The 18,005-nt window shown below is 41.3% G+C and carries 16 protein-coding genes; 6 read left to right on the top strand and 10 right to left on the bottom strand.

Annotated elements, in window-relative coordinates:
• Positions 1–97: 97 nt before the first annotated feature.
• Positions 98–1,951 (top strand): M6 family metalloprotease domain-containing protein, encoded by a 1,854-nt coding sequence (locus tag BLS65_RS05010; RefSeq protein ID WP_170830003.1) that lies wholly within the window; start codon positions 98–100, stop codon positions 1,949–1,951.
• 77 nt (positions 1,952–2,028) lie between these two features.
• On the opposite strand, the gene BLS65_RS05005 is transcribed toward BLS65_RS05010, so the two are convergent.
• Together BLS65_RS05005 and argR are read right to left on the bottom strand one after the other, a co-directional pair.
• On the bottom strand, positions 2,029–2,904 hold the full coding sequence (locus tag BLS65_RS05005) for a formylglycine-generating enzyme family protein (protein WP_092436510.1): 876 nt from the start codon (positions 2,902–2,904) through the stop codon (positions 2,029–2,031).
• A gap of 491 nt (positions 2,905–3,395) precedes the next feature.
• Positions 3,396–3,869: an arginine repressor gene (gene argR, locus BLS65_RS05000; protein ID WP_092436508.1), complete on the bottom strand. Its 474-nt coding sequence runs from the start codon at positions 3,867–3,869 to the stop codon at positions 3,396–3,398.
• A 180-nt stretch (positions 3,870–4,049) separates the two neighbouring features.
• Here argR and BLS65_RS04995 point away from each other — a divergent pair, with 180 nt between their 5' ends.
• Positions 4,050–5,948, top strand: coding sequence for a methyl-accepting chemotaxis protein (locus tag BLS65_RS04995; RefSeq protein ID WP_092436506.1), 1,899 nt, complete (start codon positions 4,050–4,052; stop codon positions 5,946–5,948).
• A gap of 35 nt (positions 5,949–5,983) precedes the next feature.
• Here the strand turns inward: BLS65_RS04995 and BLS65_RS04990 are convergent, their stop codons facing one another.
• The 3 genes from BLS65_RS04990 to BLS65_RS04980 form a co-directional block, all read right to left on the bottom strand.
• Positions 5,984–6,559 (bottom strand): nitroreductase family protein, encoded by a 576-nt coding sequence (locus BLS65_RS04990; protein ID WP_092436527.1) that lies wholly within the window; start codon positions 6,557–6,559, stop codon positions 5,984–5,986.
• A 98-nt stretch (positions 6,560–6,657) separates the two neighbouring features.
• Entirely contained in the window at positions 6,658–7,233 is a 576-nt protein-coding gene (locus tag BLS65_RS04985; RefSeq protein ID WP_092436526.1) for a superoxide dismutase, read from the bottom strand.
• Between the two features lie 139 nt (positions 7,234–7,372).
• A complete protein-coding gene (locus BLS65_RS04980; RefSeq protein ID WP_092436504.1) occupies positions 7,373–7,975 on the bottom strand; it encodes a superoxide dismutase in 603 nt (200 codons plus the stop codon).
• Between the two features lie 429 nt (positions 7,976–8,404).
• Between BLS65_RS04980 and BLS65_RS04970 the strand changes: the two genes are divergently transcribed.
• Complete coding sequence (locus tag BLS65_RS04970) at positions 8,405–8,614, top strand: DUF1858 domain-containing protein (protein WP_092436500.1); 210 nt, start codon at positions 8,405–8,407, stop codon at positions 8,612–8,614.
• A gap of 39 nt (positions 8,615–8,653) precedes the next feature.
• On the opposite strand, the gene rfaD is transcribed toward BLS65_RS04970, so the two are convergent.
• Entirely contained in the window at positions 8,654–9,619 is a 966-nt protein-coding gene (gene rfaD, locus BLS65_RS04965) for an ADP-glyceromanno-heptose 6-epimerase (protein WP_092436498.1), read from the bottom strand.
• 506 nt (positions 9,620–10,125) lie between these two features.
• On the opposite strand from rfaD, the gene BLS65_RS04960 reads away from it, so the two are divergent.
• A complete protein-coding gene (locus BLS65_RS04960; RefSeq protein WP_092436496.1) occupies positions 10,126–10,545 on the top strand; it encodes a 6-pyruvoyl trahydropterin synthase family protein in 420 nt (139 codons plus the stop codon).
• A gap of 12 nt (positions 10,546–10,557) precedes the next feature.
• A complete protein-coding gene (folE, locus tag BLS65_RS04955; RefSeq protein ID WP_092436494.1) occupies positions 10,558–11,196 on the top strand; it encodes a GTP cyclohydrolase I FolE in 639 nt (212 codons plus the stop codon).
• A 60-nt stretch (positions 11,197–11,256) separates the two neighbouring features.
• Here the strand turns inward: folE and BLS65_RS04950 are convergent, their stop codons facing one another.
• Positions 11,257–11,964 (bottom strand): porin family protein, encoded by a 708-nt coding sequence (locus BLS65_RS04950; RefSeq protein WP_092436492.1) that lies wholly within the window; start codon positions 11,962–11,964, stop codon positions 11,257–11,259.
• Positions 11,965–12,069: 105 nt separating this feature from the next.
• Here BLS65_RS04950 and fabD point away from each other — a divergent pair, with 105 nt between their 5' ends.
• Complete coding sequence (fabD, locus tag BLS65_RS04945) at positions 12,070–12,951, top strand: ACP S-malonyltransferase (protein ID WP_092436490.1); 882 nt, start codon at positions 12,070–12,072, stop codon at positions 12,949–12,951.
• A gap of 26 nt (positions 12,952–12,977) precedes the next feature.
• Here the strand turns inward: fabD and BLS65_RS04940 are convergent, their stop codons facing one another.
• The 3 genes from BLS65_RS04940 to BLS65_RS04930 all read right to left on the bottom strand — a co-directional run bounded on the left by BLS65_RS04940 (position 12,978) and on the right by BLS65_RS04930 (position 17,967).
• Positions 12,978–13,388: an OsmC family protein gene (locus BLS65_RS04940; protein ID WP_092436488.1), complete on the bottom strand. Its 411-nt coding sequence runs from the start codon at positions 13,386–13,388 to the stop codon at positions 12,978–12,980.
• A gap of 113 nt (positions 13,389–13,501) precedes the next feature.
• Positions 13,502–14,839 carry an NADP-specific glutamate dehydrogenase gene (gene gdhA, locus BLS65_RS04935; protein ID WP_092436486.1) on the bottom strand — a complete coding sequence of 446 codons (1,338 nt, stop codon included), beginning with the start codon at positions 14,837–14,839 and terminating at the stop codon, positions 13,502–13,504.
• 134 nt (positions 14,840–14,973) lie between these two features.
• The gene (locus BLS65_RS04930) at positions 14,974–17,967 is read right to left on the bottom strand and encodes a PEP/pyruvate-binding domain-containing protein (RefSeq protein ID WP_092436484.1); all 2,994 of its coding nucleotides are present in this window, start codon (positions 17,965–17,967) and stop codon (positions 14,974–14,976) included.
• Between the last annotated feature and the right edge of the window lie 38 nt (positions 17,968–18,005).

Raw genomic sequence — 18,005 nt, 5'->3', positions numbered from 1 at the left:
GTTGGATATTTCCGTTTATAAAGTTTCAACCACAAAAACAATCGATCTTTCAATCATATATTATTACTTTTACGCCCCAAAAAACAACCAATATACCATGAGAATCTCCTTTATTTTAGCATTACTATTTACGGTAGCATTTCCAACCCGACAGGCAGATGCCAGTCCAGCCTACCCAAAACCCGTCCAGTTTACTCAACCCGATGGGTCCACAATAACCCTCACGCTTAAAGGTGATGAGCATGCAAAGTGGGCCATGACCACTGACGGCTACACACTAATGTCGAATGCAAAGGGGTACTATGAATATGCCACCACCGATAACCGTGGCATGCTTAAACCATCGGGAGTGGTTGCCAAGAACAGCGAAAACAGGTCAACCGAGGATGCTGAATTACTCTCCGGAATTTCGAAGGGTTTGCGCTACTCAAAAGAGCAAACGCAAATGCTTAAAAGTATCCGTTCGATACAAAATAGTGAAGCAACAAGAGCATTTCCCACAACAGGCAAACGAAAGTTGATATGCATCCTAATGGGATTTAAAGATAAAGCCTTTACGAAAACACAAGCAGATTTCAACAACCTCTTTAACCAAGTAAACTATTCGGCCAACGGAGCTACCGGAAGCGTAAAGGACTACTATCTTGAAAACTCCTACAATAAGTTCAACCTTACAGTAACGGTTGCCGGACCATATACCGCAAGCCACGATATGGCCTTCTACGGAGCAAATGATTCCGACGACGGGGATGTAAAAGCTGACACGCTGGTAGTAGAGGCGGTTAGCCTTGCCAACCCCAGTATTAACTATGCCGATTACGATAATGACAATAATGACACCGTGGACGGGGTTTATGTGATTTATGCCGGGTACGGTGAAGAAGTCGGTGCACCAGCGGATGCAATTTGGGCCCATGCATGGCAAATTCCAACAACAAAACCAGCTACCACATACGATGGAAAAACCATCAAAGACTACTCCTGCTCAGCAGAACTTAGTGGCAATAGTGGATCTACCATGACTTCTATTGGAGTTATATGCCATGAATTTGGCCATGTTCTTGGTGCACCCGACTACTACGATACCGACTACGAAAAATCGGATGGAGATTTTTACGGTACCGGAAATTGGGATTTAATGGCAGGCGGTTCATGGAATAACCATGGTATCACCCCAGCCCACCACAATGCATTTACCAAGGTAAACATATACAAGTGGGCTACAGCGACCGAACTCAGCAGCAGTGCCTCGATAGAGATTCCAGCATCAATAACAAATGATAAAGCCTTTTACCGCATTCCTACTACAACAACCAACGAGTATTATTTATTGGAGAATAGGCAGCAACTGGGCTTTGATGCGAAAACTCCAGGACATGGCCTACTTATCTACCATGTAGACAAGGATGTCACCAAGCACTATAACAACAACGACATCAACATTAAAGCCCCACAATTAATGTATCCTGTTTGTGCATCGGCAACAACTAACCCAGGCACAACAGTATCTTCATATGGCAATATAAGTTCAGGTGGATGCACCTTTCCCGGCACCTCAAACAAGAATACTTTCAGCGACCAAACGATCCCATCAGCAAAGTCAAGCAATGGCGCCCTTTCTGGAATTGCTCTTACCAACATTACTGAAAATACCCTAACCAACGTTGTGACTTTCAATTTCACAAAATCGACTACAGATGTAAAGGTTATCACCGCCTCAAGTATTAATTGCTACCCATCACCTTTCAGCAACAACCTGAACATTAGTAGCCAGGGTCCGTTAAAATCCATCACTATTTACGACCTCACTGGAAAAATCATTGTCTATCAGACGGCAACAGGAGAGAACATTCAAACGGTAAATACATCAGCACTATCCAACGGATACTATTTAGTGAAGGTGGTTGATGCGAATGGAATAGCAACAACAATAAAAACGGTAAAACAATAGCGAATACATTATAGTTAAATAAAAAAGGCGAGATAACTTCTCGCCTTTTTTAATTTACAGACTAACTAGTAATAAATCTATAAGTTCGGTATGAATACCATTCGAAAGCCAACGGATGGTGAAGGTTTCGAAAAAAGTTCGGCTGGAGTATCTATTTTAACACTATAAGCTGACGAACTGAAGGAACCACCCTTGGTTAGCGCGCCACTGCCCACCATCTCCCCTACGTTGCCACACATACAATAGATTCCATACAGATTTGCACGGTATGAGTTCACCTTACCCGTAACCAAGTAGTTGTCGAGAACAGAATTAGCCTGCTTTTTTTTGCCAATATTAACAGTGTCCATAGTCTTAAACTCTAGACTATTAGAAAGAAAATTGCATTCAAATTCACCTTTCTTGTTTCGCAAATACTTATCGTAATCACGCTTACCTTTAGGATCACCCCATGTATAAACCCACTGGTGATGATCTCCCCTAGCAGCTCTTACCCATTCAGCTTCAGTTGGTAACCGATAAACACCCTTTACCATTTTTCCACCAACATTACCTTCTCCGCATTTCTCTGTGCGCCAACGGCAATACGCAACTGCTGCCTCGCTCGAAATATTTACAGCTGGATAATCCTTAAAAGCTGGATGCCAGTGGTAGGTATCCACATAAGGTGCATTATAGCTATAGGTAAACGCTGTAAGCCACTGTGCACTATCAGGCTTGCAGATATCCAACAGCGAGTTATCCCCAGACAGGCTTATCTCCCGCAAAAAATCACGGTATTCGCCATTAGTAACCTCGGTTTGTCCCATATAGAAGCCATCAACCTGAATCAAAGCACCGTTAACAGAAGCCATTCCCATAGGAATGTAAGAGAAGCCCTTGGGTGCTTTTTGGGCTATTGATTGGCCGAAACAACAAGCAAACATTCCAACAACAAGAAGTATCTTTTTCATAGAAAACTTATATTAGGTAAAGGATGACCGTAACAATTAACACTTTGCCGCATAAAATTAAACAAAATATTTAAAACAGCATACAGGTCAAATAACTTAAAATAAAGAAAAGAGTAGTGACTTCCATTACAAAAGAAACCTCGTTGTAAAATCGCCATAGATCACGACGTAACCAAATATTACGAATGGTAATACCACCATAAATCACCAAACGATTATGGGGAAAACAATGTGAGCATAAGATTACACTTTCAATACGGACAACTTGGAACTATATAGTTCGGTTCGAAAAATTGTTGGTGTTTTAGCTGAAGTTGAACGAGCCAACAATTAAGTAAAAAAGGATGAGTAGCATTTTACCAAAAATTAGACAGACTAGCCCAACTAACGACTCATTCTGCGGGGTGTTTATTGAGATTAATGTCGTAGTCAGGAACTCTCACCCGATCCAAAATGGAGTTAATATTTTCCGTCAACGTTAAGCTACGAGACTAGTGCTCCTTTAACCCAGGGAAAAGACGCCTAAGTGCCGCAAGAATATCCTTACGAGCATAATTATCTCGATTTATAACAAGAATAGTATCGTCGCCAGCCAGAGTACCAATAATCTCAGGCATTTTTGCATGGTCAATAAACATTGCAACGCTGCTGGCAAATCCTGAATGAGTTTTTAATACTGCAAAACTATGGGTAAACTCCACCCAAATTACGCTCTCCACCGGCAAATTAACCATCGACATATGCTTGGATGCTTGGCTAATACTATTGGGCATTACATACACATAGCCCATCTCATTATCGGGAACTTTGGCTACTCCTATCTCCTTTAAATCGCGCGACAAAGTAGCTTGAGTTACATCGTAACCGTTTTTCGAGAGATTTTCGAGAAGTCCCTCTTGGGTGTGAATTTTCTCGGAAGCAATCAACCTCCCAATTTCCTGAAATCTATCCTTTTTCTTGGACATCTGTGTATAAACTCATTTTACATGCAAGTTTATACAGTATTAATGAGACTGCAAAACTTTAAACAATCAATACCACCTGTTGGTGGTAAGAATTTATTGGTCCATCAAAATACGCTCATAGAAAGAGCCCATTAAAAATTATCCTGCGTTTAATCCCATATATTTAACACAAAAAAATCTATGAAAGTAACTGACATCAAACTCAATGTAAGGCTAAACCTAGTTGTAGGGTCAATGGCACTAATAATCATTACATTTCTTGGTACATTCACTTACTTAAACCAGAAAACGAGGCTACTAACCGACCTCAACACGAACATAACCCAATTGGTTAACAACATGACCGTATTGGTTAATACACAAGTCACCTCAAATCAAGAAAAAGTGAACTCCTACACTAAAGTTTTTGAGGATCTCTACTACAGTTCAGGAACAACAACATTTTCAGGAACACCGGTGACTACAGAAGTTACTGATCAAGTCAGCAATCAGCAATCATCAGAAACCATTTTCCCACTTCAACTGGCCGGAAAATCGCTCTACCAGAATTTCAACCTTGTAGATAAGATCAAGGAGTTAACCGGAGGCAGCGCAACCATTTTTCAGAAAACCAGCAAAGGCTACCTGCGCATTTCTACTAACGTAACGAACTCAAGTGGCAACAGAGCAGTAGGCACTTACATACCCAATAACTCCCCAGTAGTACAGGCCATCGAGCAAGGCCAATCCTACAAAGGAAGAGCATTGGTAGTGGATAATTGGTACCTTGCCAACTATACCCCTATAAAAATAAGCAACAAAATAGCAGGAATGCTTTACACTGGAGTTAAGGAGAAAGATATCGATCAGCTGAAAACTGCTTTCGCCTCTCAGCAAATTTTACAAAGTGGTTTTTTATCCCTTATCAACTCCAGTGGCGAGGTGTATATACATCCAACTGTCGAGGGCAGCAATGTTGCAAAGGAGACCTACTTTACGCGCTTAAACACCGAAAAGGGAGACGGTATCAATACGTTTGAAGAGAAAGACAGCAAGGGTGAAAATACTCTTTACTTCTCAAAATACGTTGCCAACATTGATTCATTTGTAATCATTTCGGTAGCAACTCAGGAAGTTTATGCGCCAATAAAAGCACTGAGGAACCTTGTTGTTCTAACGGTCTTTTTCACTTTAGTGATTTTCATTGTGGTTCTCTCGATTTTTAGCCGATCGATAACCAAACCACTGCAAAAAGGAGTAATGTTTTCGAACACGGTAGCAGATGGAGACCTTAGGACTAGCCTCGCCATCGACCAGAACGATGAGGTGGGAGAACTTGCAAATGCACTAAACCGTATGACTGTTAAGCTACGAGAGGTTGTGACCCAAATTGATACAGGTGCTACAAGCATAGCGGATGCAAGCCAGCAGTTCAGCATTAGTTCACAACAGTTAAGCCACGGTGCCAACACACAAGCATCGGCAGTAGAGCAAATCTCCTCATCAATGGAAGAGATGGTTTCGAATATCAATCAGGTTTCGGAGAATGCGCGGCAAACTGAAAAGATTGCTACTTCTGCTACAATCAACATGGCTCAAGTAAAGGCGTCAGCCCTTGATAGCATGCAAGCGGTGAAACTAATCGCAGAGAAAATAAAGATAATAACCGACATCGCATTTCAAACCAATATTTTGGCTTTAAATGCGGCGGTGGAAGCAGCAAGGGCTGGTGAGCAAGGTCGTGGGTTTGCAGTTGTAGCGGCAGAGGTTCGAAAACTTGCCGAACGAAGTAAAATTGCTGCCGACGAAATCGTTTTACTATCAAAACAAGGAGTTTCACTCTCGGAAAAATCAGCCAGTTTAGCCGAATCTATAATGCCGGAGATGGAAAAGACCACCAACTTAGTTCAAGAAATTTCAGCAGCCTCGGCAGAACAGGCATTGGGAGCGGAACAAGTAAACAACGCAATACAGCAACTCAACGAGATTACCCAGGAAAATGCGGCATCAGCTGAGGAAATGGCAACATCGGCAGAAGAGTTAACCAGCCAATCGGAACAATTCCTTGAAATAATTGGATACTTCAACACGAAACAATAATCAATGTGAATGCCCTGAAATATCAGGGCATTCACTTATTTCTTCAAGATAATTTCCGACAACAATCTTTTGGGGACATGGTGCACCTGATGCTCATCCCTCCAATACTTAACATCACCATTGGCCGGCATTGGATCAATGCAAACTACTTCTTTGGGTACACCTAAGGCGAGCACCAATACCGGTTTTAAGTTTTCGCTGAAGTTTAGCAATTCCGAAATTTCTTTGCGCTTTATGGAGGCGATCATACAGCCCCCAAATCCTAATTCTACAGCACCAAGCATGATGCTTTGCGCGGAGATACCTTGATCATGTGCACTTTCTGCGGCGATAGAAGTATCCTCAACCATCACAATATAGGCCGATGGCCTCTCACCCTCTTCGGGCCCAGCCCAGTCTTTTAAGTATCCAGCCCAAGCCAGCAAAGGGAATAACTGTGCACAGGTTTCGGCATCGTTGATTATGCAATACTTTAATGGTTGTAAGTTTCTGCCGGAAGGCGACAATCTAGCCAAATCGACAAGCGAGAGCAAGTTCGATTCCAAAACAGGCCTTTCCTGATAAAACCTGCGATAGCTTCGATTCTTAACAACAATTTTCGAAAGGTTCATAAAAAAATCGATTTTAACGGTAAATATACCAGCAAGATAAATACTCAAAAACAAAAAACTGCCATCGATAAAAGTGGCAGTTTTAGGAAAAAGGTAAGTTAGAATCGACCTTCAATTATTTTCCAGTCGAGTACATTCCAAAATGCTTGAATATAGTCAGGCTTCCTGTTTTGTTGATCGAGGTAATAGGCATGCTCCCATACATCACAGGTTAAAAGTGGCACCAACCCTTGTCGCAAAGGATTTCCAGCATTTGACTCTTGAATGATCTCAAGTTTTCCTTGGGGGTTTTTAGCAAGCCAAACCCATCCCGATCCAAAGAGTGTAGCACAAGCCTTATTGAACTGCTCCTTAAACTCAGGCAATGATCCAAACGATGCATCAATGGCCTTGGCTAAAGGCCCCGAAGGCATCAGCAATGGTTCTGACGAAAATTGAAAAAAATAGAAAGTATGGTTCCATACTTGTGCTCCATTATTGAATATTCCACCGTCACCTTCGCGAATTATTGTTTCGAGAGTGGCATTCTCAAACTTCGACCCAACAATGAGATTATTCAGGTTTGTTACATAAGCTTGATGATGCTTGCCGTAGTGAAACTCAAAAGTTTTTTTGCTCAAATGTGGCTCAAGTGCATCAATACTGTAGGGTAATTTAGGCAATTCGTGTATCATGGCTTTCCCTATTAAAAGTTTGTAAACAAAGTTAGGGTAAACAGGATCAATAACCAAGATAAAAGAGACAAAAGAAAAGCCGGCATTGCAGCCGGCTAATCAACTCATCTAACCCAAAAAACATAAACAATCAAAAGATCTATATACAGCTATAGCGACGATTAATCTCATCCCAATTTATTAGCGACCAAAATGCAGCAATATATTCATTTCTTCGGTTTTGATACTTCAAATAGTAAGCATGTTCCCATACATCTATACCAAATATTGGATATCCTTTCAACTCTGCCACATCCATTTTGGGATTATCTTGGTTAGGTGTAGAGCTTATGACAAGCCGTCCCTGCACATCGACCAACCACGCCCAACCAGAACCAAAACGACTCAACGCCGCTTTATTAAACTCCTCCTTGAAAGCAGCAAATGAACCGAATTGAGAATTGATAGCTTTGGCAATGTCGCCAGTAGGCTCTCCACCACCATTTGGTGAAAGTATTGTCCAAAAAAGATTATGATTGTAGTATCCTCCACCATTGTTCCTAACAGCCACGGGACGTTTCGATATGTCTTTAAGGATATCATCCAATGACATATTTTCCAACTCAGTCCCAAGGATTGCGCTGTTTAGGTTACTAGTATATGCGCCATGATGCTTGGAATGGTGAATCTCCATGGTTGTGACATCGATGTAAGGCTCCAATGCGTTATAATCGTAAGGTAATTTAGGTAGTTCGAATGGCATAATGCTAAAGTTTTGTTGTTATTAAGAATCATTCTAAAATAAAAACAACAACAAAACGAAAAAGTTCATGGTGAGGAGAGAATCTCAACCAATATTAAAACAAAATACCCAACGAGAGGTACAAACCTCGCAACAATAGACAAATAGCCAGTAAAAACGGGGTTAAGAGGAAGATTTATTGGTCACCACAGTCTCTTTGGTTTGGGAGAACAGCTCAACACCAAGGAAATAATACCTTACCTCAAAAAAATCAACATGCCACTTCCCATCAAGCGAATCGACAGATCCGGTTAACTTTGAAAGTTTGCCAAAAAATGGCTTTCGAGATCGACGAACACTCTTTTTATTAACGACCAATTTAATCCGTATATTTTAATACAATTTACACTATTTTTTCGGAAATTGTAACCAATAACAAAGAAAAAAAACATGAAAATAACAAAAGCCACCACCGTAGAGGATGTAATCACTAATGTGCCCTTATCTGTAAAATACCTTTGCGACAAAGGAATTCGCTGCATCAAGTGTGGTGAACCCATATGGGGAACTATTGAAGATTTAGCCAAAGAAAAAGGGCTCACTAGCAGTGAAATTGACGCCCTTGTAGTTGACTTACAAAATCTACCAACCAGAAATTAAAAACTCTGCCTTAAGAGCAGAGTTTTAACATATGGAGATTTACCAGTATTTGCCCGGGATTAAGTAGTTTTTGACATAATCGGCAACACCTTCCTCCAGAGAGGTGAATGGTTCTGCATATCCGATGGATCGAAGTTTACTCATATCGGCTTCGGTAAAATATTGATACTTATCGCGAATATCAGCGGGGGTGTCAACAAAACCTATATCCTCTGCAACATCCATGGCCTTAAAAGTGGCCTTGGTCAGATCCAAGAACGTACGAGCCTTTCCTGTTCCCATGTTATAGATACCCGAATCCTTTCGATGCAGCATGAGAAAGAACATCACATCACAAAGATCTTTAACATAAACAAAATCACGCATTTGCCCACCATCACTAAATTTTGGGTTATGCGAGCGGAACAGCTTCATTTTGCCTGAAGCCTTAATTTGATTATACGAATGGAAAATAACCGAGGCCATTCGACTCTTGTGAAACTCATTGGGGCCATAAACATTGAAAAACTTGAGTCCTGCCCAAAAGAAAGGCTGTTTGGGTTGAACTAAGGCCCACTTATCGAAATCATTTTTCGAATCGCCGTATGGGTTCAATGGTTTCAACTGAGGAATTATGGCATGATCGTCGCTATAGCCATGCTCTCCCATTCCATAGGTTGCAGCCGAAGAGGCATAAACCACTGGAAGCCCATATTCCACACAGGCATTCCATATCATTTGAGAATAGCCAAGGTTTAGCTTATCAAAGATTGCTTTATCAAATTCAGCCGTATTAGTACGAGCTCCAAGGTGAAACACAAACTCCACTTGTGCATGATTTTCCTGCAACCAAGTATGAAAAGTTTCCCGATCAACCATCTCGGAATAAGTCTTCCCCTCAAAATTTTTGTTTTTATCGGCTCGCGAAAAATCATCAACCAAAACAATATCATTGTAACCTTCTAAGTTTAGCCTTGCCACTAAACCACTACCAATAAAACCTGCAGCGCCTGTAACTACGATCATAGCAATCAATTTAACAATTCAACAAAAAGCGAAAACGATTCCAACGCCTAGTGTTAACATCCAAAGTTTTGACCAATTAAACGTAACACATCGCGCATCAAAGATACTGATTATAATGTGAACGTATTTTGCCACGACAAATATCTTATTGAAAACCCCAAGCGACCTACTAATCGAAATTCCTATCCCTAAAGGCACTCCCATTATTCCGATTTAATTAATCAAGGCGATCAAAAGGCAGATATCGAATAGTTAAAGATAGCCATGCTCTGCATCAGCCCCATGTTAACCAGATGATCGAAACAGTTGTGGCTGTATAATCATTCTAGCCATACAATGAACACTTGAAGGATCTACATGTTATAATGTAGACAAACCAAAGCAATATAAATTTGCGACCTAGGTTTGACGTAAAAACAAAACCAGTTTGGTATAGATGCCAAAAAAGTTTACCTTTAGTTATATGTTTCGAGATCAATTCAACCTGAATAATTGACAACATTAGTATGGCAGAAGTACTCATAACCCGAAGGGAAAGATTCAATGCAGCTCATCGACTCTTCCGACCAGAACTTTCGAACGATGAAAACTATAATGTATATGGAAAGTGCTCTAATCCTAATTGGCATGGGCACAATTACATTCTCTTCGTAACGGTTAAGGCCCAAGTAAACCAAAAGGTTGGATTCGCCATGAACCTCAAAGATTTGAGCACGATTCTCAAAACTGAGATTATTGAAAAGATCGACCATAAGAACATGAACCTTGAGGTTGATTTCATGCGAGGGAAAATAGCCTCTACCGAAAATTTAACCATAGCAATTTGGGAAGTAATTGCGCCATTGATTGAAGAAAAAGGTGCAACTTTGCATTGCGTCAGAGTTGAGGAAACAGAGAACAATTCGGCAGAATACTACGGAAATTAACACCAGTTATATATGGAAATAATTAATAATGGCACCAGCATCAACGAGAACGAGGGTTACGCAAAAATTGAGCGATGGAACCCTGAGAAAACAAGACTCATAGCTGAGCACTACAAATCCATTCTTTCACTAATTGGCGAGGATCCCGACAGAGAAGGGTTATTGGATACACCCGTAAGAGTTGCAAAAGCGATGCAATTTCTAGCTCAAGGTTACAATACCGACCCCACCGAGATTCTGCGTAAGGCAAAGTTTAAGGAAGATTACCAACAGATGGTTATTGTAAAAGACATCGAGTTGTACTCGATGTGCGAGCATCACATGATTCCATTTTACGGTAAAGCGCATGTTGCTTATATACCTAATGGATACATAACAGGACTAAGTAAGATAGCAAGAGTCGTTGATGCGTTTGCTCGCAGATTGCAGGTACAAGAAAGGTTAACAGTTCAAATTCGCGATGCAATTCAAGAAACGCTAAAGCCGTTAGGAGTTGCCGTAGTGATTGAGGCAAGCCATATGTGTATGCAAATGCGTGGTGTACAGAAGCAAAACTCATCCACCACCACATCTGCATTTACGGGTGCCTTCCTTTCACACAATAAAACTAGGGAGGAATTCATACACCTAATTGGAGTCAAGTTACACTAGGAAAACTAGAAAAAGGGCTAAACAACTGCCCTTTTCTTTTTTTTATATTATGCCAATGATTTAATTACCAGCAGCAACCGTCTTTTTTTTCGTATCTTTCATTCTCTTGTATAAGTCAACAAAATCAAAGAGATAGGTAACAGAGGCACCAATCGTTCTGTTCGAATTATAGGTATCATCACTCTTGTGCACATCCATTATGCTGTAGTCATAACGAATATCGAACACCCATGTGCCTTTAGTCTTAGGCAACTCGGCCCCAACTCCAACAGAAAAACCATAGTCCATTCGACGCCATCCGGAATTATCGAGTTTTTGTGTAGAAGTACCTGCCGCATCCTTAAACTCAACCTCTCCCCCTGTCCTTACGCTGGAATACACGCCTCCTATCGCATGAATCTTAGCGAAACCCAATGCCTTAAGTGAATACTTAGCCAAGACTGGAATACTAAGATAGCTAACCTTATACTTACTTTCAAACCCATTATTATCGGTTTTCACGCCGCGCTGCAAGAAAGTTAGTTCCGGCTGAATGGAAAGTCTATCGGTAATACCAATCTTTCCAACAATCCCTAACTCCAAACCGGTACGAAATTTCACCTCACTCCCACCAAAAGATTCATCCGCATTGGAAATCCTGGAAAAACCCAATCCAATTTTAGGTCCTGCATAGACAAACCCAAATTCACGATTTCCAATTTTAAGCACTTGGGCAGACATAGTAAGAGAAGCAAAGCAAAAGGTAACAACAAGTATAATTGTTCTCATAGGTCTTTGGGTATTTATGTTTAGGCAATTTACTACATTCACTAATTATGGGAGCAAGCTAATTAGAATTTGTATTAAATTTGTCGAGTAACTAACAAAACTGCTATGAAGGCATACGTGTTTCCCGGACAGGGAGCCCAATTTGTAGGCATGGGAAAAGATCTTTACGATAACAACCCCGCAGCCAAAGAGCTTTTTGAGAAAGCAAATGAAATTCTTGGATTTCGCATAACCGACTTAATGTTTACAGGCACCGATGAGGATTTGCGCCAAACTAAAGTAACGCAACCAGCAATATTTTTGCATTCGGTTATACTGGCAAAATCTTTGGGTTCAAACTTTAAGCCCGAAATGGTGGCAGGACACTCATTGGGAGAGTTCTCCGCACTCGTTTCTGCTGGAGCACTAACCTTTGAAGATGGTCTCCGTCTAGTGTATAAGCGTGCAATGGCCATGCAAAAGGCCTGCGAGATTGAGCCATCAACCATGGCCGCAATCCTAGGCCTTGAGGACGAAAAGGTTGAGCAAATTTGCCAATCCATTGATGAAGTAGTCGTTCCTGCAAACTACAACAGCCCTGGCCAGTTGGTTATTAGTGGATCAATGAAAGGGATTGAGATTGCCTGCGAAAAGATGAAAGAAGCAGGGGCAAAACGTGCTCTACCGCTTAAAGTAGGCGGTGCCTTTCACTCCCCGCTTATGGAACCAGCTCGCAAAGAATTGGAAGAAGCAATTATTGCTACTACCGTAAGCAAGCCCATTTGCCCAATCTATCAGAATGCTACGGCACAAGCAGTTTTGGATCCGGAAGTTATTAAGAAGAACTTGGTTGCTCAACTCACAGCACCAGTTCGCTGGACCCAAAGCGTTAAGAACATGGTTGCCGATGGTGCTACCTTCTTCACCGAGTTAGGCCCTGGTGCAGTGTTGCAAGGTTTGGTTAAGAAAATCGAAAAGGTTGAAGCCGAAAGCATTCAATCACTATAAAGAAAGGCGGGTTACCCCGCCTTTTTTTATTCCTTAAACTTGAAAATAATATTCTGTTTTAGATCTGGGTGTAAGCTATTAGCAACAGGACACTCCTTAGCCGAAAGTTGAAGCAACTTCCGCTCCTTGGCAGAGTAGTTGTTGTGAGGAAATGTAAGCTCCACAACCACCTCAACAACCCTTCTCGGTTCAGTTCCCATAACTTTAGTAATACTTACCTCAGTTCCATCGATATTGAACCCATGAGTTCGAGCCGATATTCCCATAATAGTAAGCATACAACTTCCCAAAGAAGTAGCTAATAAATCGGTAGGTGAAAAAAACTCTCCTTTTCCCTGATTATCAACTGGCGCATCAGTGGTAATTTTCACACTCGAGCGCACATGAGTTGCTTCTGTTCGAAGATCTCCAATATACTTTGTTCTTACCGTTTCCATCTTAGTATGTGTATTTTGAACTGAATAACAAAAAGATTCGGATGGAGTTCATTGGCCCCATAATAAAAGAGGGGACCGAAGTCCCCCCAAATATTTAGTTGCTAAGTGTACAATTAAATAACACCTTGCTCAACCATTGCTTTCGCAACTTTCATGAAGCCTGCAATGTTTGCACCATTAACGTAGTTAATGAATCCATCCTTACCTGTACCATGTTCAACACATGCCACATGAATGCTGTGCATAATTGATTGTAGTTTAGCATCAACTTCTTCAGCTGACCAGCTTAGTTTCATGCTATTTTGGCTCATTTCAAGACCAGATGTAGCTACGCCACCTGCATTAACTGCCTTTCCTGGAGCATATAGAATCTTAGCTTTAATAAATGCAGCAATAGCTTCTGGAGTACAACCCATGTTGGAGATTTCGCCAACGCACATAACGCCATTCTTAAGAAGAGTTTGAGCGTCGTCACCGTTAAGTTCATTCTGGGTTGCGCAAGGAAGAGCGATATCAACCTTAACTTCCCAAGGTTTCTTACCAGCTACAAACTTAGCACCTGGGAACTTCGTTGCGTAAGGAGCAACAACATCTTGATTCGAATTACGGAGATCAAGCATGTATGCAATCTTCTCTTGGGTCATACCAGCCTCATCAAAGATGTAGCCGTCAGGACCAGAAAGAGCGATAACCTTAGCACCCTTTTCTGTAGCCTTAAGAGCAGCACCCCAAGCCACGTTACCGAAACCAGATACAGATACAGTTTTACCCTTAAAGTTCGTCTTGCGGGTAGCAAGCATGGCCTCAACAAAGTAAATACCACCAAATCCAGTAGCTTCAGGACGAATAAGTGAACCGCCCCATGTTAAACTTTTTCCGGTAAGAACACCAGTATTTTCTTGAGCAAGTTTGCGGTACATACCGTAAAGGTATCCAATTTCGCGACCACCAACTCCAATATCACCAGCAGGAACGTCGGTTTGAGGACCAATCACTCTCCATAATTCGGTCATAAAGGCTTGGCAAAAACGCATTATTTCACCATCGCTCTTACCCTTTGGATTGAAATCGGAACCACCCTTTGCACCACCCATAGGAAGTGTGGTAAGTGCATTCTTAAAGGTCTGCTCGAAACCTAAGAATTTAAGAATACTAGGAGTTACACTTGGGTGAAACCTCAAACCACCTTTATAAGGTCCAATCGCATTATTAAATTGGAAACGGTAAGCAAGGTTAACTTGAACAGTTCCTTCATCATCTACCCAAGCCACTCTATAAGTGAATGATCTATCTGGCTCAACCAATCTCTCGATGATCTTTGCAGACTCAAATTCTGGGTGTTGGTTATAAATTTCTTCAATTGACTCTAATACCTCGTGCACTGCTTGGAGGTATTCTCTTTCGCCTGGGTGCTTTTTTTCAAGCTCGGACATTAATTTCTGTACATTCATCGCTTAAAGGTTTTTAGTTTTTTGGAAGAATACGTTTGAGTAATTCAAGCGCAAACGATTTACGCTTACAATTACTCTGTAAATTTAAATGGTTATTAACGATTTATCAAATGAAAAGAGCATGTTAAAGAATACTATTCTGAAGGTTTTTCCATTTCGGTATTCTGCAGTAACAAGCCTCTGCTTTTCTTACCATCAATAATGATGTCAAGAGGATTGTCAAAGCGAACCCAACGTATCTGATCCGACTCATACTCGGTGGGCATAGAGTCCAGCAGGTCCTGATTGAATACTCCATCCCCCAAAAACGGATTAATGGTGAGGTAGCCGATGCCAAAAGCGGTGAGATTTTGAAAAAAGTGCGTACCCTGACTTGGGTCGACGCGGAAATTTTTCTGACCAGCCTCTACAATCACCCTTGCCTCTGATATCTGCGACCATTTTACGGGAATACCCAGCCAAGAATCGCTTGACCCCCATCTTCCGGGTCCGACAAGCACGTAGTTCCGCTTGAGTTGTATAAATCTGGCGTTTAGTTCCTCCATTTCTGCAGCAATTTCCATCGATTTTGCTGCATCAAAGGACTCAGGCTTCACGTAAATAAAGTCAACGATATTGTGGATTCGACCATTGCCCAATGCCGATTCGGAATACACGAGGGCTTTGGAAAGATCAACTCCATCCCAAGAAAACTCTTCCAGTTGATCTGCCTCAACAATTGGACGAATCTGGAGGAAACTAAAGACTTTTGGTTGCCCTTTGGGGGTTTCCAAATTAATGGCAAACTCAATTTCGATAGAGTTATTCATTTCTCGCTGTCCTATTTCCAGTAATTCAGCAAGTATTTCGGCCAGAGGAAAGGTTTTATGCTTAAGAATATTCGAAAAGGTAACCACACGAGGGCCAAGCCCAGATAAAGTATCCATAATAACCCCACTCTGGTGATCGTAAGAAGAAGCCACATGCCTGACACTATCTTCTGGAGCATCAGCAATTTCCATTTTACGTAGATTAACACCATCGTCAGTGGAAGGCACAAATGTTTCAGGGGAAAGGTCAAGGCCAAAGAATATCTTTTGAGTATCACGCAAGGCCATCTCTGGTGTGCTGAGTTGAAGCACCTTTTTAGGGAATCGTGGTGAAAACCGAAGGGAAATACCTCCATCAACAATGTATTTACCTAGGCCATAAGCAATACTGGCAATACCATGCTCTGCTTTTTCCGAGCCAATAGGATAAAAATTGATTGACCGTGCTACTCCCGAAACTGTAGGGTAAAACAGATTTTCATGTTGACTTCCAGTTACCTCTTGCAACACAATTCCCATTTTCTCCTCATCAATCACATTGGAAGTAGCGGCAATATAGGCTTTGCTGCTGCGATAAAAAACAGAAGCATAAACACTCTTAATAGCCTGACAAAGAAGCAAAAACACACGTTTGTCGTCGCAACTTCTCGGTATCATATAAGTAGAATAAATCCCTGCAAATGGCTGATAGTAAGAATCCTCAAGTTTACTGGAGGATCGCACCGCTATAGGATTAGATACCACCCCAATAAATGTCTGTAGGTCGGGGATTACTTTTTCGGGTAGCGGGCAGTCAAGAAACCGTCGAAGAATCTCCTCGTCGGATAAATCATCGAGAACAAGCTGCGATAAGCCGTTTGATTCCATAAACTCATCAAATATATCCGTAGAAAGAACGACCGTCCGAGGAATGGTAATAAGGATACCGGGGTATTTATCAAACAGTTTATGCTTATTAAGGATATTGTTGATAAAGGCTAGGCCGCGAGCTTTACCCCCCAAGGAACCATCACCTATGCGAGCAAAAGTTAGATACTTATTATAGGTAGTTCTATCGAATTTTGAAATTACTCCACGGCCCGCTTTAAACCGAAAATTTGAAATCGACTGGTGTATATACTGCCTTACTTGGACCAAGTCCTGGAAATCTTCAGGCGTTATTCTCTTAAAAATCTCAGCTACAGGGAAAAGAGCACGTGCAAAAAGCCACTTAGATATATGGTTACGGCTCGCATGGTATTGCAAGGAACTATCGGGAATAGTCAAAATTATCGCTTGCATTGCCTCTAAATTATTAGCTCGTCCAACTGTTTGGCCTGTTTCTGGATCAATAAAAATAAAATCGCCAAAGGCAAATTGGCTAACAATGAAATGGCGTAGTTCACTATAAAGGGTTCGCGAATATTTGTAGATAAAGCCTACGCCCAATTCCCTTGCATTTTCACTATTACTCTTATCGGACGATTGCAGAATAAAGGGCATATGTGGATCATCGCTGCGCACCATTCTGCACAGTTCGAATCCAGCCTTAACTTTAAACGTATCCTCCCTGGCCATCTTATAGGTAATATCGCTAATAACGCCTAAAAGATGGTCTTTATATTTATCATACAGCTCTTTGGCCTCTTCGAAATTAGTGGCCAGCAATATTTTTGGCCGACCGCGCATACGCAGCATCTGCTGCTGCTCATTCAAAGCCTCCCGCATCGACATTTTGGATTGCTGAAGCACAACCTTATATATATGTGGCAAATAAGAGGAATAGTAACGTATGGAATCCTCCACAAGGATTATCGTCTGGACGCCCACTTCAAGTATATCGTGTTCGGCGTTCATCCTATCTTCGATCAACTTTATAATAGATAAAAGTAGTTCAGAATTACCCAGCCAAGAAAAAACAAAATCAACCGCGCTAAGATCTTCCTTCTCCAGTTTAAGTGAAACCTCTCGAGAAAAATGGGTAAGCACAGCAATGGGTACCTGAGGGCAGATCGACTTCATCATTTTAGCCATTTCAAAGGTATCAATCTCCCCAATATTAAGCATCGAGATTACGAGATCAATAGGCTCTGATTGAAGCACATCAATAGCTTCTGTTGCCGAAGATGCCCGAACAAATGAAGGTGGATACCGAAGATTATGAAGGACATACTCATTGAAGATTAACTCCTCAATGCGGCCATCCTCTTCCAGCATAAAGGCATCATAACTAGAACATATTAGCAAAACCTTATGAATACGCTTTTGCATCAGTAGATCAAACTGCGTATCGCTAAAGTCCAAATTAACATCGTGAAAATAATTACTATGAGGAGCCATCTTACGGTGTATTAGAATTTGGATAAATATAACAATTT

The organism is Williamwhitmania taraxaci, assembly GCF_900096565.1.
GTDB lineage: Bacteria > Bacteroidota > Bacteroidia > Bacteroidales > Williamwhitmaniaceae > Williamwhitmania > Williamwhitmania taraxaci.
This window is presented reverse-complemented; position numbering and strand designations above follow the sequence as displayed.